Annotated in this window: 22 protein-coding genes; 5 read left to right on the top strand and 17 right to left on the bottom strand. The window is 38.2% G+C overall.

The genetic code is table 11. From position 1 onward, the window contains the following. Nucleotides 1-42 precede the first annotated feature (42 nt). The 4 genes from L3V46_RS18900 to tatA form a co-directional block, all read right to left on the bottom strand. Nucleotides 43-2,208, bottom strand: coding sequence for a PhoX family phosphatase (locus L3V46_RS18900; RefSeq protein ID WP_239046499.1), 2,166 nt, complete (start codon nt 2,206-2,208; stop codon nt 43-45). 583 nt (nt 2,209-2,791) lie between these two features. Continuing rightward, entirely contained in the window at nt 2,792-3,574 is a 783-nt protein-coding gene (gene tatC, locus L3V46_RS18895; protein ID WP_239046498.1) for a twin-arginine translocase subunit TatC, read from the bottom strand. Further along, a complete protein-coding gene (tatB, locus tag L3V46_RS18890) occupies nt 3,571-4,026 on the bottom strand; it encodes a Sec-independent protein translocase protein TatB (protein WP_239046497.1) in 456 nt (151 codons plus the stop codon). The genes tatC and tatB overlap by 4 nt, the downstream gene beginning before the upstream one ends. 17 nt (nt 4,027-4,043) lie before the next feature. Continuing rightward, nucleotides 4,044-4,268, bottom strand: a complete 225-nt coding sequence (tatA, locus tag L3V46_RS18885; protein ID WP_004726505.1) for a Sec-independent protein translocase subunit TatA — start codon at nt 4,266-4,268, stop codon at nt 4,044-4,046. 174 nt (nt 4,269-4,442) lie between these two features. Here tatA and L3V46_RS18880 point away from each other — a divergent pair, with 174 nt between their 5' ends. Further along, entirely contained in the window at nt 4,443-5,318 is an 876-nt protein-coding gene (locus L3V46_RS18880) for a permease (protein ID WP_239046496.1), read from the top strand. 125 nt (nt 5,319-5,443) lie between these two features. Here the strand turns inward: L3V46_RS18880 and rdgB are convergent, their stop codons facing one another. From rdgB to L3V46_RS18825, 11 genes are all read right to left on the bottom strand, one after another. After that, nucleotides 5,444-6,067 (bottom strand): RdgB/HAM1 family non-canonical purine NTP pyrophosphatase, encoded by a 624-nt coding sequence (gene rdgB / locus L3V46_RS18875; protein ID WP_239046495.1) that lies wholly within the window; start codon nt 6,065-6,067, stop codon nt 5,444-5,446. An 84-nt stretch (nt 6,068-6,151) separates the two neighbouring features. After that, complete coding sequence (locus L3V46_RS18870) at nt 6,152-6,649, bottom strand: hypothetical protein (protein WP_239046494.1); 498 nt, start codon at nt 6,647-6,649, stop codon at nt 6,152-6,154. A 27-nt stretch (nt 6,650-6,676) separates the two neighbouring features. After that, on the bottom strand, nt 6,677-7,054 hold the full coding sequence (locus L3V46_RS18865) for a DUF4440 domain-containing protein (protein WP_034609728.1): 378 nt from the start codon (nt 7,052-7,054) through the stop codon (nt 6,677-6,679). Nucleotides 7,055-7,126: 72 nt separating this feature from the next. Further along, nucleotides 7,127-7,723 (bottom strand): tetratricopeptide repeat protein, encoded by a 597-nt coding sequence (locus tag L3V46_RS18860; protein ID WP_004726515.1) that lies wholly within the window; start codon nt 7,721-7,723, stop codon nt 7,127-7,129. Further along, entirely contained in the window at nt 7,720-8,313 is a 594-nt protein-coding gene (gene metW / locus L3V46_RS18855; RefSeq protein ID WP_004726517.1) for a methionine biosynthesis protein MetW, read from the bottom strand. Before metW ends, L3V46_RS18860 begins: the two co-directional genes overlap by 4 nt. Next, nucleotides 8,313-9,473 (bottom strand): homoserine O-acetyltransferase, encoded by a 1,161-nt coding sequence (locus L3V46_RS18850; protein ID WP_004726519.1) that lies wholly within the window; start codon nt 9,471-9,473, stop codon nt 8,313-8,315. The genes metW and L3V46_RS18850 overlap by 1 nt, the downstream gene beginning before the upstream one ends. Nucleotides 9,474-9,938: 465 nt before the next feature. Then, nucleotides 9,939-11,636, bottom strand: coding sequence for a 2-isopropylmalate synthase (leuA, locus tag L3V46_RS18845; RefSeq protein ID WP_239046493.1), 1,698 nt, complete (start codon nt 11,634-11,636; stop codon nt 9,939-9,941). Nucleotides 11,637-11,914: 278 nt separating this feature from the next. Next, nucleotides 11,915-13,015, bottom strand: a complete 1,101-nt coding sequence (locus L3V46_RS18840; protein WP_239046492.1) for an alpha-hydroxy acid oxidase — start codon at nt 13,013-13,015, stop codon at nt 11,915-11,917. A gap of 62 nt (nt 13,016-13,077) precedes the next feature. After that, the gene (locus tag L3V46_RS18835; RefSeq protein WP_239046491.1) at nt 13,078-13,761 is read right to left on the bottom strand and encodes a Fe2+-dependent dioxygenase; all 684 of its coding nucleotides are present in this window, start codon (nt 13,759-13,761) and stop codon (nt 13,078-13,080) included. Between the two features lie 72 nt (nt 13,762-13,833). Then, nucleotides 13,834-16,173: a TonB-dependent receptor gene (locus L3V46_RS18830; protein WP_239046490.1), complete on the bottom strand. Its 2,340-nt coding sequence runs from the start codon at nt 16,171-16,173 to the stop codon at nt 13,834-13,836. Nucleotides 16,174-16,592: 419 nt separating this feature from the next. Then, nucleotides 16,593-18,818, bottom strand: coding sequence for a TonB-dependent siderophore receptor (locus tag L3V46_RS18825; protein ID WP_239046489.1), 2,226 nt, complete (start codon nt 18,816-18,818; stop codon nt 16,593-16,595). A gap of 432 nt (nt 18,819-19,250) precedes the next feature. Here L3V46_RS18825 and tig point away from each other — a divergent pair, with 432 nt between their 5' ends. From tig to L3V46_RS18805, 4 genes are all read left to right on the top strand, one after another. Next, on the top strand, nt 19,251-20,582 hold the full coding sequence (tig, locus tag L3V46_RS18820; protein ID WP_004726530.1) for a trigger factor: 1,332 nt from the start codon (nt 19,251-19,253) through the stop codon (nt 20,580-20,582). Nucleotides 20,583-20,771: 189 nt separating this feature from the next. After that, entirely contained in the window at nt 20,772-21,383 is a 612-nt protein-coding gene (clpP, locus tag L3V46_RS18815; RefSeq protein WP_004726532.1) for an ATP-dependent Clp endopeptidase proteolytic subunit ClpP, read from the top strand. Nucleotides 21,384-21,419: 36 nt separating this feature from the next. After that, nucleotides 21,420-22,730: an ATP-dependent Clp protease ATP-binding subunit ClpX gene (gene clpX, locus L3V46_RS18810; RefSeq protein ID WP_034609735.1), complete on the top strand. Its 1,311-nt coding sequence runs from the start codon at nt 21,420-21,422 to the stop codon at nt 22,728-22,730. Nucleotides 22,731-22,894: 164 nt separating this feature from the next. Beyond that, entirely contained in the window at nt 22,895-23,644 is a 750-nt protein-coding gene (locus L3V46_RS18805; protein ID WP_004726536.1) for a DUF2846 domain-containing protein, read from the top strand. Nucleotides 23,645-23,703: 59 nt separating this feature from the next. Here L3V46_RS18805 and L3V46_RS18800 read toward each other — a convergent pair whose 3' ends face one another. Both L3V46_RS18800 and L3V46_RS18795 read right to left on the bottom strand, forming a co-directional pair. Beyond that, complete coding sequence (locus L3V46_RS18800) at nt 23,704-24,237, bottom strand: DUF2059 domain-containing protein (protein ID WP_004818905.1); 534 nt, start codon at nt 24,235-24,237, stop codon at nt 23,704-23,706. Between the two features lie 57 nt (nt 24,238-24,294). After that, nucleotides 24,295-24,828: a DUF2059 domain-containing protein gene (locus L3V46_RS18795; protein ID WP_004818906.1), complete on the bottom strand. Its 534-nt coding sequence runs from the start codon at nt 24,826-24,828 to the stop codon at nt 24,295-24,297. Nucleotides 24,829-24,831: the final 3 nt, after the last annotated feature.

Here is a 24,831-nt window from a genome sequence, read left to right as displayed (position 1 = left end):
AGCAACTTTCGTCACTATGGCTTTAAAAAAAAATTTAGTTGATTAGCCAGCAATTACACCGCCATCTTTACGAGTAATGACGACCGTTGCAGAACGTGGGCGAGCGGTCTTATTGCTTGGATCTTTTTGTGAGGCAGGCCAGTTACTTGATGGCTTATCAAAGCTAGGTGAGTCTTCACCTGGATGCTGAACATTGATAAAAATGGCTTTGTAGTCGGGTGTCATGGTGACACCTGTGATTTCACATTGTTTTGGACCTGTTAGGAAGCGACGCAGGTTTTCATCAGTGACTTGTTTACCCACGATCGTTTCTTGCCCAGCAGATGTTATTACTTTTGCACCATCACCGACTTTACCAGGCAGTGCAGCAAGCATCATACAGTTGGTGGTATCTGTATAAGCACCATCATCGGTTTGAATCCAAAGGACACCACGTGGGTCAAACCACATACCATCTGGTGAAGATAAATCATTGTTATCATTTAACCCCGATAAGTTGATGTTACTGGCCATTTTTGCTTCGGCACCAAAGAGGTAGATATCCCAAGTAAAGCTTTCAGCTGTGGTTTTATTATCTTTTTCATGGAAGCGGATAATATGACCATTTACATTGCCTTTACCGCCTTCTGGGTCGCTATAGTTTCGTGGATTTGCGGCATCTAATGCATGTGCTGTACCACGGTTCGAGTTATTGGTTAGGGTGACATAGACTTCACCATTCTCTGGGTTCACCGCAACCCATTCTGGACGATCCATTTTGGTGGCTTTGACCGAATCACCGGCTAAACGTGCAAAAGTAGTGACATCGGCTTGAGATCTAAAAGGATAGACTGTATTGCTATCATTTAAACCATTTTTACCGTATGCCAATTCAATCCATTTACCTGTACCATCATTATTGAACTGCGCAACATATAACTTGCCACTGTTCATATATTTATCGCCAGCGCGATAGCCACCATTGACATCTTTTGCATCCCACTTCGCATCAGATACAAATTTGTAGATATACTCGCCACGTGAGTCATCGCCCATATAGAAGGCCAGATTTTCCCCTTCGATTAAACGGCTTGAGCGACAGTCTTCATGTGCAAAGCGACCTAAAGATGTCCGTTTAACGGGGTTTGAACGACTATCGAACGGATCGATTTCAACAATCCAACCAAAGGTATTTGCGCCGTTGCGATAATCTTTGTCTGCTGAGTCAGCGGTAATTGAAGCATTCCAACGGTCATATAAGTCTTGGCTCTCGATAGCCCCAATCGCAGTTTCCCAGCCATAACGTGAGCTGGCACCATCTTTTAAACCATAGCGATTCAGTGCGATGATTTCAGCCGCACTACGTTTTGCATCGTCACCTTTATTACGCACAAAGTATCCAATAAAGTTTTCTTCTGTGGTGAGGTAAGTCCCCCAAGGTGTATAACCATTACCACAGTTATTATGTGTGCCACGTGTTTGCTTTGCTGAGCTTGAGTATTTGGTTTTCACCAAGTCTGAACCCGCAACTGTACCTGCAAAGTCCATGACTGTTGATGCTGTAATACGGCGATTAAATGGAGAGCTTTTTACAATCTCTACTTTTTGTGTAGTTGCATCTTTCTTTAATTCAATGACGGAAACACCGTGTGCATTGACTTCACGAATCACTTCATCTTCTGGGCGACGACCATTTACTTTTGTCGCACCTTTAGGATGTAAGAAGGTTTGATTAATGTATTCATGGTTCATGACCAGTAAGCCACGGTTTGAGGCTTTCGCATCATATTTAGAGCTATTGGAATTTAAGCCAAAATAGCTCATACCATCATGACAATCGCCTGAACGCGCTGTAAAGCTGACCCCTGAAGGAACATTGTTATCATCCCAGTCAGGGATAGTCTGTGTTAATGGATCACCTAAAGCATAAAGCACATTTGCTTCATAACCAGCAGGAACAGTGACGATGTCATTGAGGTTTTTTGCAACAGGGTTAAAGGTGAATTTTTCTGGTTTTTTAACGGTCGTTGTTGGGGTTGAGTTATTGTCATCGTCGTCATTACAACCGACTAGGCTCGATGCTAAAGCGAGAGCCGCTGCACCGCTTGCTGTTTTTGTAATTAAACTACGACGAGAAATCCGTTGTTCTAAAATGTCACGGAAATGCGTGTTATTCGAAGTATTGTTATCTAACTCTTGATTTTCATGATATGGCGTGAGGTCTGTCATACGATTCCCTTTGGCTTTAAGTCTTGATTAAATGTGATTTTGATTCAGCTTAAAAACATACAGAACAAATGTGTAAGATCTCTTACTCTTATATTTAATATTGGTTAAATTTAATATTATTTTAAGAAAGTAATAGGATTGTCATATTTGTATTTAGATAATTACTGTGCTGTTCACTTTCTATAAAAAATAGGTTGTGACTGATTAAGCCTGATATGTATTTGGTGAATTGAATAAACAGGATTAACTTTTAGTTGTTTTTAAAATAGGGATGTTTCATAAAGAGATTTTAAGAATAGACTTCTTTTATAAACGCTTATTTAAAGCATAGATCAACATAAAATCCCCCTCATCCTAAGCTTCTCCCGAGGGGAGAAGGAACTTTCAATACCAATATGATTCACTCAACATGATCATTTTTCGACTTGTGCAATAGATCTAATGTATTTGAATAAAAGGGCAGAGGATTAAGCGATAGACTTGTTTTTATAATTTTTTCTAAAAAAGAGTTTAACATGCTTAAAAATAAAAAATGACCTCAAAAGAAGTCATTTAAATATTAAAAGCTTTTTTATTTTGATCCTTAAGCATCTACAGTTTTACGTTTTTCAATCACTTTACCCAGCAATAAACCCAGCTCAAATAGCATCCACATTGGAATTGCGAGCATGATCATTGAAATCGCATCTGGAGGGGTAATAAACATAGATACGAAGAAACATCCCACCACGATAAAGCGGCGCTTTTCAGCCAATGTTTGAGTGGTGACCAAGCCAACTAAAATTAACACTAAAGTAATGATCGGAATTTCAAAGGTTACGCCAAAGACCAAGAATAATTTTAGGCAGAAGCTTAAATAACTATTGATATCGGTCATTGGCGCGACGGTTTCTGGTGAAACACTGATAAAGAAATGTAGGATGGATGGCAATGCAATAAAATAAGCAAAAGCAATCCCTGAATAAAACAGCACAATACTGCCAAACAACAATGGAAATGCTAGATTTTTTTCTTTTTCGTATAATGCTGGTTTAATAAACGCCCAAAGTTGATAGATGATAAAGGGCATCGCCAACATCAGCGCAATAAAGAAGTTTAACTTAAACGGCGCCATGAAGGTTGCTGTAACATCAGTTGCAATCATGGTTGAGGTTGCAGGTAATTGTTTTCTGAGTGGTTCTGATAGCGCAATATAGGTCTTATTGGCAAATGGCAATAAACAAAAAAATATAGTGATGAGCGCGCCAACAATTTTAAATAAATGCTTACGTAACACCATCAAGTGTTGAGTAATCGGCATCGCATCTAAAGGCGGCGTCTCGGTAGACGAGGCATCATGTACTTGTGGTGCTAATGAGTCGCTCATACAGCCACCTTCAATTGCGGTACTTCTTTAACAAGAACAATTTGTGGTCGAGTTACAGTACAGTTTTGTTTATCTAACCAAGTCTTTGACATATAAATAGTGGGAACCGTAATATCAAGTTTATGATAAGTCGTATGAATTTTTTTATTGTCTGTTATTGCGAGATGACTTTCTTGTTCTACAGCAATCTTTTGTTGTTGTAACTCCTGCATCTGAGCCTGCATTTTTTGTTCAAGTTCTTGAATTTTTTGCATCTCTTGTTGCATTTGTTCTCTAAATTCAGAAAGACGTAATTCACGGTCGATGTCATTTTGGACACTACTAATTGCACGTTTAAATTTGCTATACCATTTGGCAGCAAAACGCGCAGCTTCAGGAAGTTTATCTGGTCCCAATACCAAGAGAGCAATGATCCCAAACACTAACAGTTCTGAAAATCCAACATCTAACATGATCTACGCCTCACCGATTAGTGTTTTACTGTAGAGTTCACATCAGTATTGCTAGTTTGATGTTCTAGTGTACGCGTTTCAGTCAGTGAAGCAGTTGTTGCCTCTTCTTCTTTAATCGATTTCTTAAAATCTTTTACGGCACCACCAACATCTTTACCTAAGTTTTTTAGCTTTGATGTACCAAATAGTAGAATCACAACGATTGCAAAAATAAGTACATGCCAAATCGATAATCCAGCCATAGTTTTAACTCCTATTTATTAACAGCTATAACAACAGTTATCCATGACAAAAAAGTGACACTAATATTTCAATTTAAAGACAGACAATATTTATAAATTATTTTGATATGTTCAACGTCATCTATATTTGGAAAATGCTAGTATGTTCATGATTTGAGAATAAGGTGTTGTATTGTGGCTTTGTTATTTCCAGTTTTATCATTTATCTGTGGGCTGATACTGGCGAATAGCAAATTTTCAGTAAACTTAAAATCATTTATGTCTTTGCTGCTGGCTCGCTTATTTATCCCGATTGTGATTATTTACAATATGGTATTTTATAAATCGGGCAGTATTGCTTTAATTTTATTTGCTTTTTTCTCATGCTTTACGCTTTTCTTTATTTATCTCACGCTGTCTAAAGATCGTTTAGCTTCTTTGTGTTTTAGCTATACCAATATGGCATGGCTCGGCTTTCCAATTGCTTTGGCTATATTTGGCCCAGACAATAGTATGCTGATGATACCGCTCTATATTGGGGTTTCAATTTTTGGAAACTCTTGGGCTGTGACTTCGGTGAGCTCAGCTCCACTATCCAAACGATTGCTTATCAAAAAAGTACTGCAATCGCCACCTGTGATTGCCTTGATCATTGCCGGGCTTTTACGTTGCTTTGATGTGCAACAGTTTCAGACAAATGATTGGATTAATTGGATTTATACTCTGGCTAAATGGAGTATGAGTTTTACCGGTATGTGTGTATTGGGAATGTGGTTAAGAAAAACCAAAGTCCATATCGAGGATTTATTGTCCAGTACTAAGCTTGCAATATTAAAGTTAGTTTGTGGTGTTGTATTGTGCAGTCTGGCTTATTTCTTTTTACCGGTTCCACAGATCCATCAATATATTGGGGTGATGTTTTTACTGTTTTGTTTACCGCCTGCCGCCAATATTGTCGCATTGGAAACCCACTATCAAGGCACTGGCGTTTCAGCAAAATATATTGCTTCGGGAACAATAGTCAGTTGTGTGGTATGTGTTTTATATGGTGCGTTGATTCATTTTTTATAGTTTTATCGGTTTATTTCGCTTCGTTTTAGATAAGCTTTAGCGAGACTCATCGTATTCCTCCTTTGCTCAAAGGCGAGGAGGAATCTAACAAAATCGTATGATTTTAAACGGCTGGTTTTAACTGCTTATTTCAAGCTTGCTTTAAACAATTGCATCGCCTGACCACGATGGCTAATTTTGTTCTTTTCTGCTTTACTCATTTCTGCGCTTGAAATATTTAGCTCAGGTAACCAGAACAGTGGGTCATAACCGAAGCCATTTTCACCTCGAGCTTGTTCGAGTACTTCACCTTGCCAGATCCCTTGGTAGATTTGTGGTAAAGGGTCATCTGCATGTTCAACCAATGCCAATACACATACGAACATTGCTTCAATCGCTTGATCGTCTTGGCGTAAAGGCTTAAGGTTTTCCAGCAATTTTGTATTATTGGCTGCATCATCGCCATGTTCACCTGCATAACGTGCAGAGTAAATTCCAGGTGCTCCACCTAATACAGGAACGCAAATACCAGAATCATCTGCAATCGCAGGTTTACCTGAAATACGGCTTGCATGACGTGCTTTGATAATTGCATTTTCAATAAAGCTTAAGCCATCTTCAATCGCGTCTTCGATATTCAGTCGACCTTGAGGAATCACTTCAACGGGTAAAGCCAATTCAGCAAACAATTTTTCAAATTCAGCAATTTTGCCTTTGTTATTGCTTGCGAGTACCAGTGTTACTTGTGATAACCAATCTTTTGATGACATGATGCAGACTCAAAATTTAAAATTGAGTTATTTTAACTTAATCTGTGTCATAAAATATGGCTAAATTCTCTTGTCCTCTACGCTTTACTGGATGTGTTTTGCTTTTGCACTAATGCGTTTGTCCAATTCTTGTTTTAAATCGAGAACATCCTCATTTTTCATAAAACCTAGTCCAACATTGAGTTTCTGTTTGCTGTTATCTTTCATGATAAAAAGTAAATAGTATTGTCGATCAAGTAAGGTTTTTTTTAGCTCAACTTCATAGATCTCTGGTATTTTAATGTGTTTTTTAATTATCACTCGACCTTTAAAATCAATGCTTTTAATCATGTCTTGGGAGAGGGTTAAAATAGGACGTTGATTGTTAAACATCTGAATAGCTTTATTACTGAAAAAATAAGCAATGAAACCCAATGGCGTAACAAGAAATAGCGAAAAGAGACTTTTTAAGCCGTTCTTCCATTCAAACATTTCCAAGATCAAAAGCACGGTCGCAGCCCAAAAGGGGCAGGCCAAAATTCCAGCAAAAATCGCCAAAGGAATCATTTGTTTGCGTGAAGCATAATATTTTTTCTTTTGCATATCTTTCCATACATAGAAGAACTCGATTTACTTCTCAAAAGCACAAGTGGTGCCTTGATGGAAAATCATTTGCCATATACCGTGATCATTCATAACCCAAATTGAACTGCGTAAAGCCACATTGTATTGAGCTTGAGTTGCCACATTGATTTGATGGCTTTGATAGGTCAGTAAAACGCTATGATCAGATAACGACTGAACTTGAAAATCCTGTGCTTGAATGATGTCGCTATCTGTATCGTTTAAAAGTGCTTCAATCATTTGGGCTTTATGCACAATCCACCCTGATTTGGTAATTTCTTTAAAATCTGGATGTAACCGTTGATCAAGTATTTGAAAGTTTTGACGATCACGATGATGCAACCCGCATTCATATTGAATTAATTGTTTGAATAGGTCTTGCATTGTTAACAGACCCTAAATTGGTAGTAGTAAAAAAAGCACCCGAAGGTGCTTTTATGATCGATGAGAATCAAATTATTGAGCTTGAATCCATTGATCTGCACGTTGTGTTGCAGTACGAATTTGGTCTTGAGTTAAGTTAGCAGCCAAAGCAGTTTTTTTGGTTTGCGACATGTTAATCACTTTATTGTCTAACATACCATCACGTGTAGAAAGCTCATACCACTGATAAGCGCCCATGTAGTTTTTCTTTTGCTCTTCCATCACCGCAAGATTAAAGCTTGCACGGTTATCGCCGTGGCTTGCTGCTTTTTCAAAGTATTGACGCGCAGATGTTTCGCTTTTAGAAACGCCTAAACCATCAGCATACATACGACCAACATTTAATTGAGCCGCAGAAATACCTTGGTCAGCCGCAGCTTTAAACCATGTAAATGCTTGTTTCAGGTCTTTAGATACACCGCCAGTACCAGCCTGGAAATGTGTTGCTAAATAAAATTGTGCAGCAGGTTGGCCAGCTTTGGCTGCTTTTTGCAAATCTGTCACATTCATATGTGCATATTGCGCTGCCATTGCTGATACAGATTGTTGTTGCTGCGGTACATAGTCCGCATGGGCTTGAATACTCACTAGCCCAAAAAATAACGTACTGCCTAATAATAATTTCTTCATAGAGCGCTCACTCGATAAATAGCGACTTCGCCGAACAAATTCGGTATGGCTTTACTTAAAAAGCTACCTTGTTGGTTCCCATTTACAGCGAGTCGATCAATAATTTGAATCTGATTTTCAGCACATAATGCTTCAAAATCACGAAAGGTGCATAAGTGGATATTAGGTGTATTGTACCACATATACGGTAAGGCATCAGAAACAGGCATCTTGCCTTTCAGTGCAAGGAAAGACCGTGTTTTCCAATACGCAAAGTTAGGAAACGTAATAATTGCTTGTTTCCCCACACGCACCATATCGCGCAGAAGCACATCAGGTGCATCTACAGCCTGCAAAGCTTGTGCCATAACCACATAGTCAAAAGACTGGTCGGCAAAGCGTCCCAAACCGAGGTTTAAGTCTTGTTGTATAATATTTAACCCTTTGCTGACGGCAATTGCAATCTTTTCTTGATCGATTTCTAGCCCGTAAGCATGAATTTGCTGTTTTTTGCTCATTTGTGACAATAATTCGCCATCACCACAACCCAAATCGAGCACACTTGCACCAGCATTGATCCATTTTTCTGCAAGCTGTTGGTCAATACGCATTACAAAGCCTCCTTAGGTGTTGAATTAAGGTGTTCAATACCACCTAAAAATGCACGTAAGGATTTGACGTACAAGGGGATAGGAAATAGGAATGAGTCATGGCCCTGCTCAGCATCAATATCCAAATAACTCACAGGCTTTTGATTGGTAATCAAGGCATTAACAATCTCTTGCGAACGTTCTGGGCTAAAACGCCAGTCTGTTGTAAATGACACCACTAAAAAGCGGCATTTGGTATTAGATAGGGCTTTCGTCAGTGACTGTTCATATTCACGTGATGGATCGAAATAATCCAGGGCTTTGGTCATGATCAGATAAGTATTGGCATCAAAGTTACGGCTGAATTGTTCGCCTTGATAACGCAGATAGCTTTCAACTTGGAACTCAACATCGAAACCATACATAAACTTGCCTGATTTTAAATCACGGCCAAATTTTTGTTTCATTGCTTCTTCAGAGAGGTAGGTAATATGACCCACCATACGTGCCAAAATTAAGCCACGTTTTGGATAACTATCGAGTTCTAAATAACGGCCATTGTGAAAATCTGGATCAGATAAAATAGACTGACGCGCTACTTCGTTAAATGCAATATTTTGTGCGGAAAGTTTTGGTGCGCTGGCAATGATGACACATTTTTGTAAACGGTCAGGATAATCCACTGACCATTGTAAAGCCTGCATGCCACCTAAAGAACCACCAATGATTGAATACCAAACATCTATCCCTAAGCGGTCAGAGAGGAGGGCTTGGGTTTTAACCCAATCACGTACAGTCACTAATGGAAAGTCGGGACCGTATGGGCGATTTTCATTTTCAGGGTTAGGTGAAGTGGGTCCCGTTGAGCCACTACAACCTCCAATATTGTTGAGTGCGACCACGAAAAACTTCGAGGTATCAATGGCTTTACCCGGCCCAATACATGCATCCCACCAGCCTGTTTTTTTATCGTCTTCATGGTGATAGCCAGCCGCATGATGATGCCCTGAAAGTGCATGGCAAATCAAAATTCCATTTGATTTATCTGCATTGAGCTCACCATAGGTTTCCACCATGATTTCATAGCGTGGCAATACTCGACCACACTCAAGCTCTAACGGTTCTTCAAATTCAAACTTTTGTGGAGTAACGAGCCCCACTGAATCAGCTGGAAAAGACACTGGAAATGTTCACCTTAAAATTTTAGAAGGTCGATAAATTACGGATATTAGAGATATCTAAGTCATCTGTATGGCTAATAAATTAATGATATTCCATGGTTTTCACAATAGCTTTTATCATTAAAGTTCACTTCAGGATGAGTGATAATGTCGAGTAGAGTCACAATGAGTGTTTTGACTTTGCTGAAGCTCAACGTATTCTTCTTTCGAAAAAAATAAAAAGCTTAAGCTTTATAAGAGAGCGATCTTGTCAAACTTTGCTTCTCATCGCCAAACGTGTTCACTACTCGCCAACACCAGTCTGACCTCAAACAATCATGGATGAAATTTCCACGTCTCTTTTTATCTTTAAATTATTTTTAAAAGATATAAAGCTGTTTGAAGAGATTGCTTGATAACATCAATAAATAAAAGAAAGGATACCACTAGGGGGCATCCTTTCTAAAGTCTTTTAATTGATATCGCTTATACAGCAGCAGCGATCACTTGTTCAGTACTTAAAACACCTTGGTCAATTAAACGATTGGTTGCCGCAATGATTGCTTCAATTGAAGAGGTGACGATATTGTCATGTACACCAGCACCGAATGCAGATTTACCAGTACCTTGAACTTGAAGTTCGATCAATGCCAACGCTTTTGCATGTGCGCCTGAACTGATACTGCGTTCTTCGTAGTTTAAGACATCAATTGGTAATTGAAGTGCATTTAAAATCGCAGAAATTGGACCATTCCCTTCACCACGTAAGCGCTGAGTTTCACCATTGATGACCACATCAAGCTCAATCACTTGGCTACCATTTTCATCTGACAATCTATAATTTTTCGCTGAATAATGTGCATCTTTTGCAGCAACATAGGTGTCTTTAAACAAGGTCCAAATTTGTTGAGCTGAAACTTCAACGCCTTCTTCATCTGCAACTTGTTGAACAATTTGTGAGAATTCAATCTGTAAGCGACGAGGTAAAACCACGTTATAGTTTGACTCTAATAAGTAGGCAATACCGCCTTTACCCGACTGTGAGTTGACACGGATCACTGCATCATAATCACGACCTAAGTCTTTAGGGTCGATCGGTAAATAAGGCATATCCCAAATTTCTTCGTCTTTTTGGAACTCAAAGCCTTTTTTAATTGCATCTTGGTGAGAACCAGAGAAAGCAGTAAAAACCAAATCACCAGCATATGGGTGACGTGGATGTACAGGTAAACCAGTACATTCTTCTATTGTGGCAATAATTTCATTAATGTTTGAGAAATCTAACTCACATGCTACACCTTGTGTGTACATGTTTAATGCAATTGCAGCAACGTCTACGTTACCAGTACGTTCACCATTCCCAAATACACAACCTTCAACACGATCAGCACCAGCCATGATCGCTAACTCAGATGCTGCAATACCACAACCACGGTCATTGTGACAATGTACTGAAATAATCACACCATCACGACGTTGCAAATTACGATGCATCCATTCGATTTGGTCGGCATAGACATGCGGACCTGAAACCTCAACAGTTGCAGGTAAATTTAAAATGACTTTATTGTCAGGTGATGCTTCCCAAATTTCAGTCACTGCATCACAGACATCTTTAGCAACTTCTAATTCTGTTGCTGTAAAACATTCTGGGCTGTACTGAAAAATAAATTCAGTTTCAGGCTGTTTTGCTGCATATTCTTTTACTTTGCTTGCTGCATTGATGGCCAATTTTTTTGCACCATTGACATCAACATTCAATACTTTTTTACGGAAAGTGGGTGAGTTCGAGTTATAGATATGCACAATGGCACGTTTCGCACCTTGTAAGGCTTCAAAGGTACGTGCAATTAAATGATCACGCGCTTGCACCAAGACTTCGATATAAACGTCATCTGGAATATGACCTTCTTCAATCAACTTACGAGTGAAATCAAAATCAACTTGTGATGCTGAAGGAAAGCCAATTTCAATATGTTTAAAGCCGATTTTGACCAACATTTCGAACATTTTGAATTTTTGTTCAATATTCATCGGCTCGAAAATCGCTTGGTTACCATCACGAAGGTCGGTACTCATCCAAATTGGCGCTTTATTGATTTCGTTATTTGGCCATTGACGGTCAGGCAAGTCTACACGTTGGTACATGCGACGATATTTTTTACTTGGATCAGCCAACATCATGAGGGAACTCCTTGTGTAGTTGTTGTTGCTCGTCTCTTGGGTAAAGGCAACTTACTACAAATATAGATTGTGTCTATCTGTTCAATTTACAAGTGTTTTTAAGATGAAAACACAGTAAATTTTCATAAACTTATACGTGGGTAGCACGAGATAAATCTAAACACTGATAACTTACAAATGGTTTAACTTGAGATTAATTCTAAAACAATTATCTTGGAAATAATTTCCTTAATTTGCATAAAAAATATCAGTTGAGAGAAAATTTTCCTTTGAATGACTTAATCTTGAAAAATATATTCTTGATTGATTTCTTTTACGGTAGCAGTTCCCATTAATGCCATGGTAATTTCAAATTCTTCCTTTAAAATTTTAATTACATGGGCGACACCTAAAGCACCAGCAACAGAGAGCCCGTAGATCGCAGGACGGCCAATCAGCACCGCAGATGCGCCTAATGCCAATGCTTTAAATATATCGGTACCACGACGGATTCCACCATCCAAAAGCAAAGGAAAATCATGAGGAACAACTGCCTTAATTTTTGCTAAGGCGATCAGTGGGGAAATACTCGTATTGAGTACTCGTCCGCCATGATTAGAAACGATTAAGCCTTTTACGCCGATTTCGACTGCTTTTTTTGCATCGAGTGGATGTAGCACACCCTTTAAAATTACAGGCAAATGGCTATGGGCAATTATAAATTCGATATCTGCCCATTTGGGTGCAATTTGCATTAAACCGTTGAATACAGGATGTTGATGCTCAGAAATTTCGGGCAGGGGAATGTGGGTGGGTGTATGGGGGTGTTGCATGCCTTCTGGCAATTGAAAATTCACCCGACGTTCACGATCACGAATCCCTGTATGCGGTGAATCTACTGTAATCACAAGTGCTTTAAAATTTTGTTGTTCTGCGAGTCGAACTAAGGCCAATGATTTTTCACGATCACCTTGCCAATACAGTTGGAACCATTTCAGCGGGTTTTCTTGTTTTAAACTTCGCATATCGGTATTGGTGAAAGTGCTCAGTACAATATTACTTCCTAAAACTTCGGCTGCCAGTGCAGCCGCAGCTTCGCCCTCTGGGTGGAACAATTGTTGATGTCCAATCGGTGCAAGAAAAATTGGATGAGGAAAATTTTGTCCTAAAATCTCACATTCGGTCGAGCCTTGAGTTAAGTCATTGAGCAGTCTTGGAATCAGTTGAATATTTTTAAATTGTTGTAAGTTTTCTTGAACACTTTGCTCATCCATCGCTCCACCTTGCAAATAGTGCCAAGTGTTTTCAGGCAGATGCTGTTCTGCTTGTTTCTCGTAATCCGCAATGGTCTGTAAATATGCTGGAATTTGAGTGAGTGGTGCTTGGATTTTTTTACTCATTTATTGATTGTCCAAATTTATACAAAACACTTTCGTTACAATAATGACTTGCAAGCTAAAATTTATAAATCACTCCATTCGCGTAGGAGGTTGTGATAGATCCCCGTAAGACTGATCACTTGCTCATGTGTAGCAGATAGCTCGATGGTCAGCTTTTGAATATTTTGATCTAAGTCAAAGAGAATTCGTCGTTGCGCATCGGACGATACAAAGCTTTGTACCCAAAAGAACGAGGCAATACGTGCACCTTCAGTGACTGGGTTGACCTGATGTAAACTGGTAGAAGAATAGACAATTGCATCGCCAGCTGGAAGTTTTACTTCTTGTGTACCAAAAGTGTCTTCGATCACCAGTTCACCGCCATCATATTCATCGGGATTGGTGAGAAAAACAGTGCAAGACACATCTGTCCTTAAGTACTGATTGAGTTGAGGATGGCGACGGATAGCATTATCAACATGCATCCCAAAATTTCCACCGTGTTGATAACAATTAAACAGCGGAGGTAAAAATGTTTTTGGAAGTGCGGCACTAAAGAACAAAGGATTTGCGTTGGCAGCATTTTGAATGATTTGTCCAAGCTCTAATGCTTGTTGAGAATCTTGAGCCAGTTGTAAATTATTTTTTAAATGCGCAGATTGATAGCCTGTTGTTGCTTTTCCATCTGTCCACTCTGCTTGAGAAAGTGTCTGACGACAATGATTCAGTTCATCCAGACTGAGTAAATTTGGAATATGTAAAATCATGATTTTCTTCCCCAAAAAAGAAACAGCGCCTGATGAATCAGACGCTGAATTTTAACATAGATTGATTAAATCTTAGAACTTATAGTTGATGTTGAATACGCCTTTGCGACCCTCACCAGGCATTGCCCAACCATTGTTGCGGATATGAGTATAGTACTTCTCATCACTTAAGTTTTGCCCCAATAATTGGAAACTTAAATCTTTGTTGTAGCTGTAGGTTACAGAAGCATTGTGAATCACATAATCTTCAGACTTGACCTGCGGCACAAGATTATTCGTCGCTGAACGTGTGCTTAAATACATTTCACCTTGATAGGTTAAGCCATAGCCAGCTTGCCACTGATCATTGAATTGATACGTTGTCCATAAGCTGCCTGAAACTTTAGGCACATTGACCAACTTGTCACCTTTTTGGAAGTCAATATTCGGCGAACCATTGACTTTAGTTTGGTCATATTCTCCTTCCATATAAGCAGCACTAGCGGTGATGTTCCATTTTGGTGTAATTTCACCCGCTAAACCAAGTTCAACACCTTGGACATAGTTTTTACCATCTAATTTTGCATCTGGTTGTCCAGGTATATCATTGGTTACACGGACTTTATCTTGTTCATTGCGAAATACTGCGGCAGACACTAAGAAGTTAGGATTTGCTTGCCATTTTGCCCCCACTTCATAGGCAACTGCATTCTCAGGGTCTGTATTGCAAGAATTTGCTGTGATTGCATTGTTGGTAATAGTTTGAGAACAGCCACCACTTGCAGTATTTTGTACCGGCTTTTGAGCATTAGCATAAGACAAATAAAGACTGGTTGCTGGTGTTGGTTTAAATGTCAAACCAGCATTATAGGAAATTAAATTATCAGACTGTTTATAGTTTTGACCACGAGTTACCGCTGCATTAGTTGTTGAAATAGTATCTGAACGATATTGACCGTCAGTATAATCATTACGCACACCAAGGTTAAGTAACCATTGTTCACCAAACTTTAAAGTATCAAACAAATACGCTGAATAAACATTTAAGTAGCCTTCAGCAACACCTGTTTTACGGAAATTTGTTGGACCATGCCAAAAGTTATCTGGATTGTACACATCCATGTAAAGCGGGTTAGTAATAGAACTACCTGCTGATGAACCATTTGAATTATATAAATAGCCAGCTGTAGTAATCGCATAGTCCTCACGACTAAAGCCTACGCCTGCAACAAGAGCATGATCTATAACCCCAGTTTTAAATTGCACATTGATGTTGGTGTCATTGGCAAATTGCTTATTATGGGTATCACGATAATAACCACGTGGACCAGAAATATAATATGAACCCTTTGGAACAGTAAGCGTAGTTGTACCAGAAGTTACATTACAATTTTTATATCCAGTTTGGTTGGTATTGGTCAGTGCTGTTGGTGATGTGCCATCTGCTAAACAAAATGTTCCTTGTGGTGCAGAAACAGTTGCTTTTTGTTGAATATCACTATAACGAGTAATGGAGTTCAGTTTTGCGTTGGGACTGATCTCGCTTTCTACTTTAAATGTGACAACCTGATTTTCAATATCTTGTTGATCTAAGTTGCTATAGCCATAGTTATTTTTATCTGAAATCCCTTTGACAGGTTTGCCATTATAATAAGGAACGCCGTACTGTGGATCATTTTCATCTTTTTGATATAAGTAAGATAAAGTTGCCTTAGTCGTATCACTGATTCCAAAAGTAACCGATGGCGCAATTCCCCAACGTTTCATTTCTTCATCACGACCCGCATAGGTGTTTTGATGCCCCATTACATTTAAACGAAATGCTAAATCTTCATCTACAACTTTATTAAAATCACCTGTAAAGCGTTTATAGCTATCTGAACCAAAACCTAAAGTAACTTCATTGCTGTCACGATTCTTAGGCGTTTTAGAGACTAAATTGACACCACCACTGATTTGTCCTACACCATTTTCAACAGAATTCGCACCTTTGATGATTTCAACAGCTTCATAGTTGAATAAATCAGAACGGTTGGTTAATGCTGCATCACGTAAGCCATCGACAGTTGTGTTATAGGTTGCATCATAACCCCGTAGGTTGATTTTATCGCCATAACCACCACCACCTTCGCCAGCACCAAAACTAATGCCTGGAGTTGTTGCAAGGGCTTGTTGTAGTGAAAGTAAGCCTTGATCTTTGAGAGCTTTTTCCGTGATGACCTGAACGGTTTTAGCTGTATCTAAAATGGTTTCTGTACGTTTAGTTGAAGATGTTTTTGCTGCTAAATATGCAGTATTTTGTTCTGCTCGAGCTTGAATCGTTGGGAGTTGTACTGTTGTATCTTCAGTTGCTGCAAAAGCTAGGTTGGGTAAAGCAATTGCAAGTGCAACTGTTTTAACTTTTTTGTTTTTTACAGAATATTTTTGAGCCATTTTTTGCGTCCATCGCAGGTTGTATCAAACTTACCCAATACTGCTCAGGAAACTTCATGACGCAATAATGGAGAAATTGTTAAGGTATGTAACCGGTGTTGCGAATTCTAATGATAATTATTTTCATTCACAATAAATATAAATGATTATTCATACGGAAAAACTGTTTAATCTATTAAAGATAATTAAAGAAAACTATAGGGGATATGATTGATGAAGTTTGATCATATTGCTGAAATTTAAAGTATTTTTAATGAATGGTAAAAAGTAACTATTGGAAATTATAGAATTATTTTTTAGTAAGTATTAATAACGACGGAAGTTATCTTCAATAAAAGACACAACGAGCTAAATTGTAGGTAAAAAAATGGCCCCTATGAAAAGGAGCCATTTCACTTTAATTTTTAAAGTATTAACTATTAATATTTAAAGTTAATTGATAAGACAGCATTACGACCTTCAGCTTCTGTTGCATAGTGAGATGCATAAGCTTTAGTAAAATAACGCTTGTCTGAAAGGTTGTTTACATTAAGCTGTAAATCAACATTTTTGTTGACGTTGTAGCGAGCCATTGCATCATAACGTACATAACCTGATACATACTTAGTATTGGCAGCATCACCATAGACTTTGTCCATACCTAATGCCCCAGCACCAACAGTTAACTGTGGAAGAACTTGATAGGTTGTCCAAAGTGTTGCAGAGTTTTTAGGTACGTTAGGAAGTTGTTTGCCTTTCGCTGGGTTAGGGTATGTACATGTTCCAGCACGATTACATGACGGACCAGGGTTGGTCATTTCACTGTCTAGATAAGAGTATCCAGCCGTAATATCCCATTTGTCTGTAATTTTACCTGTAGCACTAAGCTCAACACCATCAACTTTACTTTCACCACCGTTGGTGTAGGTACCAGCATCTAATTGGATACGAGTATTTTGTTTTTCTGTACGGAATACAGCAGCTGTCAAGTTTAAGCGATCATTGAAGAGGTCCCATTTAGTTCCAACTTCATAAGTACGCGCTTCTTCTGGCTTTAAGTCCATATAAGCTTGTCCGATCGCTTCTGAACCATCACCACCATCAACACCCACTGGGTTAGCTGATGTAGCATAGCTTGCATAGATCGAACCATTTTTCATAGGTTTATATGTCAAACCAGCTTGGTAAGTAAAAAAGTCTTTATTATTTTCTAGTTTAGCGCCTGTTGCATTCGTCACTTGTTCAGTGTCAAATTTGTCCCAACGAACACCTAGGTCAAGTAGCCATTGTGGATTAAATTCAATATTGTCAAGCAAATAAACTGATGTAACTTTTGTTGTAGTTGTGGTGGTATTACGATTGGCAACTGCTGAACCTAACCATTCTTCTTTCGAATTTGGATTTGTTAAAGACGTACACCATGCATCATTGATTTTACAATCGCTGTTGAAACCACCAGTTGTAGTACCTGTATAACCTGGATAAGTAGTTGTATAGCTACCTTTATCTGATTTTTGATCACTATATTCTGCACCAACATTAAACTTATGCTTAATTGCACCAGTGTTAAATTTACCAGTCAATGCAAGTTGATCTGTGAAAATATCTGTGTCAGTAATACGTGAGTTAATACGACGCCAAACTTTATCATTTAGGACATTACCTTTTGAGTCATCTGGTTGAGTCCAAAGATAATCATTCGTTGACTTGTTATACACTGCAGTATTGGTAATGGTTAAATTGTCAGTTAAATCATGTTCTAATTTAATTGTACCAATTTGGTTTTCTTGTTTTTGAAAATCACGATCATGTAAACCATAGTAAATGCCTTGTTTAACATCTACAGGCTTACCAAAAGTTGCTTTTTTCGAAGCATCATAATTATATGGCACACCCGAATCAGGTGTATCATCTGACTTTAAGTAGTAATAACTTAACGTTGCACGAGTCGCAGTGTCTAAGCCAAAAGTAATACTTGGTGCAATACCAGCACGTTTATATTCTGCGCCGTCATGTTGGCCCGCTTTCTCATTTTGGTGTCCCATTAGTGCAATACGAGCAGCAATACCATTACCAAAATCTTTATTACCATCTAGGGTAATACGTTGGTAGTTATCTGTACCACCCGCAACAGAACCCTCTAAAGCATCGCCTTTTTTAGCGACTTTAGAAATCATGTTTACACTACCACCAACTGATCCAGCACCACCAAGTGAAGATGCTGACCCTTTAATAACTTCTACTTGTTCTACTGCAAACATTTCACGGTTTTGTGAAGTGGAATTACGCACACCATCCACAAACATAGAACTTTCAGAGTTATAACCACGAATAAATGGACGATCACCATTTGGGTTACCACCTTCACCAGCGCCAAGGGTAATTCCTGGAACTGTACGAAGTGCATCTGCAAGTGTTGTTACTTGAGTATCTTGAATCAGTTGTTTTGAAATAACAGATACAGATTTAGGTGTATCCAAAAGTGGCGCAACAAATTTTGTATTGGCAGACTGATCTACTTTTAAACCTTGTTCAGTCGTTGCTTGTGCTTTAATTGTTGGTAGTTTTGCGATTTCGTCTTGAGCGATGGCTGACGTTGCAATAACTGAAAGAGATGAAACGATTGCTGTAGTAACAATCTTTTTGCGTGATTTGATAAAAGACATACTTAAACTCACTAAGAGTAGTGCAAATTTGTATGCGAATAATAATGATTCTTATTGTTTATTTCATCTGTTTGAAATTGAATTTGTCGATGGTTTTAAATGTTTATGATGAGAAAATGAATTAAAAATGCATTGAAATTTCACTTAACTTTTTGAATTTTATTTATTTAATTTTATTTCTAGATATTTCAAAATGTAAATAAATTTATTCTAATGTCACTAAAGTATTTGAATTTGGTAAATTCATATAAAAATACAAAATTTTTATTTTGTCATTGAGCCGAAGATAATTTATTAAAAAAAGCGTCACAATGAGAAAATCTGTGACCGAAATAAAATGATTTACACAGGTGTTTTGTATATATTCAAATGTTGTCATATAATGTGGCACTTTTTGAAAAACTGTAATTATTAAATTCTATCGAGGAAGCCATGCAAGTAACTTCTGAAGCGGTTTCGGGCGTTGCCCGTCGTTTAAATGTATCTGTACCGACGAGCCGTATTAACGAGCAGTTTGAAGCTCGCTTGAAACGCACTGCCAAAACTGTGAAGATCAACGGCTTCCGTCAAGGTAAAGTGCCAGTAAACGTTGTACGTCGTGAATACGGCGCTGGTATTTACCAAGAAGTTGTAAACGACATCATTCGTGACACAGTATTTGAAGCAATTCAACAAGAAAAAATCAACGCTGTTGGTATGCCAAACATCGACAAAGTTGAAAACAAAGATGATGCTTTAGTTTATCAAGCTACAGTTGAAGTTTATCCTGAAGTTGAAGCTAAATTTGAAGGTCTTGAAGTATCACGTAAATCATCTGAAGTAACAGATAAAGACGTTGATGCAATGCTTGAAAATCTTCAAAAGCAACGCGCTGAATGGACTGAAACTAAAGGCATGGCTAAAAAAGACATGCAAGTAACTTTCGATTTTGAAGGTACTGTTGATGGTGAGAAGTTTGAAGGCGGTGCTGCTGAAGACTTTAAACTTGTTTTAGGTTCTGGTCGTATGATCCCTGGCTTCGAAGACGGTATCGTTGGTATGAAGAAAGGCGAAGAGAAAGTGATTGATGTAACTTTCCCTGAAGACTACCAAGCTGAAAACTTAGCAGGTAAAGCGGCTCAATTCAAAATCACAGTTAAACTTGTTGAAAAACAAAAACTTCCTGAAATTGATGCTGAATTCCTTAAAATCTTCGGTTTAACTGAAGAAGAAGGCGTTGAGAAATTAAAAGCTGACGTTCGCAAAAACATGGAACGTGAAGTAAAAAATGGCCTACGTAACCAAGTAAAAGGTGCAACCTTTGATGCACTTGTTGCTGCAAATGACGTAGAAGTTCCTGAATCTATGTTGGCTCAAGAAATTGACCGTCAACGTCAACAAATGATTCAACAATTTACTCAACAGTTTGGTGCTCAAGGTGCTAAAGCATTTGACAGCAGCATGCTTCCTGATGAATTGTTCAAAGAACAAGCTGAAAAAGCAGTTAAACTTGGTGTATTGGTAAGCAAAGTATTGGCTGACGCTAAACTTGAAGTAGACCAATCACGTGTTGATGCTTATATCGAAGATATGGCTTCTTCTTATGAAGATCCGACTGAAGTGATCGAATATTTCAAAACTGATAAGCAACAACGTGCTCAAATCGAAGGCGTAGTGTTAGAAGATCAAGTTGTTGATCATATCTTAGCTGCTGCTAAAGTAACTGATGAAGTTGTTAGCTATCAAGATTTGTTAAAAGAGCAACAAGCGCGCCAACAAGGCTAAGTTGTTTGATCTAAAAAAAGGCGCTTTGGCGCCTTTTTTTATGAGCTTAAACATGGATTTAATCATTCCATTCACAATACTTATGCAAAAAATATCTGATATTAAGTTGGGAATATTTTGCATTTTCAGCAATTATCCCTCATATTGTGAACATGAGTGAAGTAACAAGAATTCAGGAATAAATAACGTATGTATGTTCCATCAATTGAAAGCGCTTTGGTGCCAGTAGTCGTAGAACAATCTTCACGTGGTGAGCGTTCTTTCGATATTTTTTCACGTCTTTTACGTGAACGTGTGATTTTTTTAACTGGTGAAGTTGAAGACAACATGGCGAATCTTATTGTCGCGCAAATGTTGTTTTTAGAAGCTGAAAATCCAGATAAAGATATCCATTTATATATCAATTCACCTGGTGGTTCAGTGACTGCGGGTATGGCAATTTACGATACGATGCAATTTATTAAGCCTGATGTAGTGACCTATTGTATGGGTCAAGCTGCATCTATGGGGGCTTTCTTATTAAATGCTGGTGCAAAAGGTAAGCGTTATTGCTTGGAAAATGCGCGTGTGATGATTCACCAACCATTGGGTGGTTTCCGTGGTCAAGCATCGGATATTGAAATTCATGCACGTGAAATTTTATTCATCAAAGAACGTTTAAATCGTTTAATGGCTGAACATAGTGGTCAAGATTACGAAACTGTCGCTAAAGATACAGATCGTGATAATTTTATGACTGCACAGCAAGCAAAAGAATATGGTTTAGTGGATCAGGTATTAAGTAAACGACCTCAAGACTAAACATTTATAGATAAGATTTAAGAATTTGGAGTGAAAATGTCCGATCTTCCTCAAGGACAAAAGCATTGTTCATTTTGCGGTAAAACGCAGTCTGAAGTCGGTAAGCTGATCGCAGGCGAGGACGCATATATTTGTAATGAATGCGTGGATGTGTGCTTAGACTTAGTGCAAACGAGTCAACAGGTGGAAACAGGCGATTGGGCAACACGTCCATTGCCAAAACCACATGAAATTCGTGCGGCTTTGGACCAGTATGTAATTGGTCAAGACACAGCAAAGAAAACACTTTCAGTTGCAGTGTATAACCATTACAAACGTTTAAAAGTATCACAAACAGGGCATAAGCCTAAAGATGCCGTTGAAATTGCTAAAAGTAATATTTTGCTGATTGGACCAACAGGTTCAGGTAAAACATTGCTGGCACAGACACTTGCGCGTTTGCTTGATGTACCTTTTGCAATGGCTGATGCAACAACTTTGACCGAAGCTGGTTATGTTGGTGAAGATGTTGAAAACATTATTCAGAAACTTTTGCAAAAAGCGGATTACGATGTAGAAAAAGCACAAAAGGGCATTATCTACATTGATGAAATTGACAAGATTACCCGTAAATCTGAAAACCCTTCAATTACACGTGATGTGTCTGGTGAGGGCGTGCAACAAGCATTGTTGAAAATGATTGAAGGTACGGTTGCGTCAATTCCGCCTCAAGGTGGACGTAAACATCCACAACAAGAGTTTATTCAAGTTGATACTGCAAATATCTTGTTTATCTGTGGTGGTGCGTTCTCTGGTCTTGAAAAAGTTGTTCAACAACGTCAAGAAAAAGGTGGCATTGGTTTCACGGCAGACGTAAAGAATAAAGACGATAGTAAAAAAGTATCTGAATTATTCCGTCAAGTTGAAGCCGCAGATTTGGTGAAATTTGGTTTAATTCCAGAATTCATTGGTCGTTTACCTGTGATTGCAACACTTGAAGAGCTTGATCAAGAAGCCTTGATGCAGATTTTAACAGAACCCAAAAATGCATTAACGCGTCAGTATCAATATCTTTTTGAGATGGAAAATGTAGACCTTCTTTTTGAAGACTCTGCTTTACGTGCGATCGCAAAAAAAGCGTTAGAGCGTAATACAGGTGCGCGTGGTCTGCGTTCTATTTTAGAAAATGTATTGCTTGAAACCATGTATGACTTACCAAGTCGTTCAGACATTGGTACTGTGATTATCAATGAAGCGGTGATTAATGATAAAGCTGCACCAGAGTTCAAATCTGAACGTCAACCAAAGCATGAAAATACTGAAGTTGAAAAAGTAGATTTGAAGGTATTGGATACAAAATCAGCTTAAAAGCTGGATTCTGATACATCCTCAGTGCAATTCATCTGAAACGTGCGAGTAGCTTGACTATTTGCACGTTTTTTATTTTTAAATGGTCATTGAAATGTTAAGCTGGCTGTAGACAATAGGGTTTATTAAAAACGAAAATAAAAAATACGCGGTGAGGGAAAATCATGCGTTACATCGGTCTAGTCGTTTTGATCAGTTGTGGGTTGGCAGCTTGTCAAAGTCATCAATCTGTTGAACAGCAACCTGCAAAAGTTGTTTCAACTTTAGATCCAATCGATTTCAAAAAAGAAGATTCGTTGGTTCATGAAAAGCTTGAACAATATAAAGTTGCATCATTTTCTACCGGGTCTTGGGTCAATCAAAAACCTGGGCAATACTTTAAGCTGGTTAAACCACAGAATCCTCAAGCTGCAATTGTTTATTTTTATCGACCAGACAGTCGTTGGAATAGACAAGAAATTATTCCAAACAATTTTTTTCTGAATGGTAAGAAAATTCCAAGCTTGATCAGTAATCATTATTACTGGATTGAACTGGCTGAAGGTGACTATAAATTAAGTCTCAGTCGCCCATTAACGGTTTTTCATTTCCAGAAACCCAAAGTTGCTTACTTCTCAGTGGAAGCTGGCGGGCAATATTTTGTCAAATATGAAGAAGAAAAATTTCGCGGTGGACCCAATGGTGAAGCAGGGTTATTACGTGTAGGGCCTTTAATGCAAATGCCTACCCGACAAGGACTCAAAGAAATTGCAATGACTCAACTGAAAACTCCAGGCCTTAATTTCGTGGCTGAAGTGACTGCAGATGGTCGTGTGATCAAACCTAAAGAAAAAATCAAAGGTGAGCCATACAAAGTGAGTGATGATGTGCATTTGGGGCAGCAGTTTAAACTTTGGAACCCAATGACTTGGTGATCTATCGCTAGAGATGCTTGATATAGAAAAGAGAGCGAGGCTCTCTTTTCTTATTTGTTTTATTGAGTATTTGCGGCCTTTTTTAAAGCATCTAGTTTTTTAGTCACTTCTTTAAAGTCTTCAGATGCGTTTTGTACACTTTTAATCAGTTGGCTGTTCATGACTTTCATGGTTTCTTGAGCAACTTGAGGTGTTTTTTTCAGAATCGACTGTCCAATTGCACTTGAATAAAAATCAATTTGAGCTTGAACTTCTTCAGCACTGTATATGTCTTTATAAATCTTAAGATAAACAGGTTTGATTTGATCCCAAGCAATGGTTTTTTTACTTTGCTCATACATTTTGTCAGCAAGCTCATTGGCGACAATTTGTTCTTGTGGGTTGAGCTGATCTTTTTTTACCGTCATTTGAATGATTTGGTAAGCTTGTTGATCCAACTGAGGGCGAATTTGTTGTATGGTTTCTTGTAGCAGTTCATCAATATTCATGACTTTTAATAATTGTTGAACTTGTTGGTCTGAAGCGGGCGCTGCAAAAGCAAAATTTGTGCTGATACATGCGCTTGCAAGTAGTAAGTGTTGGAGTAATTTCATAAAATACCTATATAAGTTCTGGTTGTAATTCACATCATAAAATGGTTGAGTAAAAGCTTATTCAACTTGAAGAATTGGCTTTAAAATCGTTTCCATTTTTTCTTTCAGGGCTTTTTGATTTTCTACTTTTAGCATTTTTTCTTGAGAAAACTTTGCGGTTTCTTGCATGACTTCTGTCATAAGCGTGTTCATCTTTTGATTGATGGATTGTCCAATCGGTGTACTTAAAAAAGCGATATTGGCTTGAACTTCTTCTTCAGTAAAGGTCTTTTTAAATAATGATTTAAACATGTTGAGATATTCTGGGTCAGTCACCAGCTGCTGTTGAATATCACTATACAATGCACTAATTTGTAGTGCTGCATTTTGCTGATCGATATTCAATGTTTGAGCCCCCGTCACTTGGCGAACAAGTGCTTCTGCTTGATCGTCAAAGTAGGGTTGCATATCACGAGTACTTTGTTTGAAAATCTCTGAGATATTGGAGAGTTGCATCAATTTGTCGACACTTTTATCTGTTGCTGGAGATGCAAAACTTGACATTGTGATACAGCATAAACTTAAAGTTAAAACGAACTGCTTAATTTTCATAGG

The sequence above is a fragment of the Acinetobacter sp. AG3 genome (genome assembly GCF_022343575.1).
Classification (GTDB): Bacteria; Pseudomonadota; Gammaproteobacteria; order Pseudomonadales; family Moraxellaceae; genus Acinetobacter; species Acinetobacter guillouiae.
Note: the sequence above shows the minus strand (reverse complement) of the source record. Positions and strands in the feature narration are given on the sequence as shown.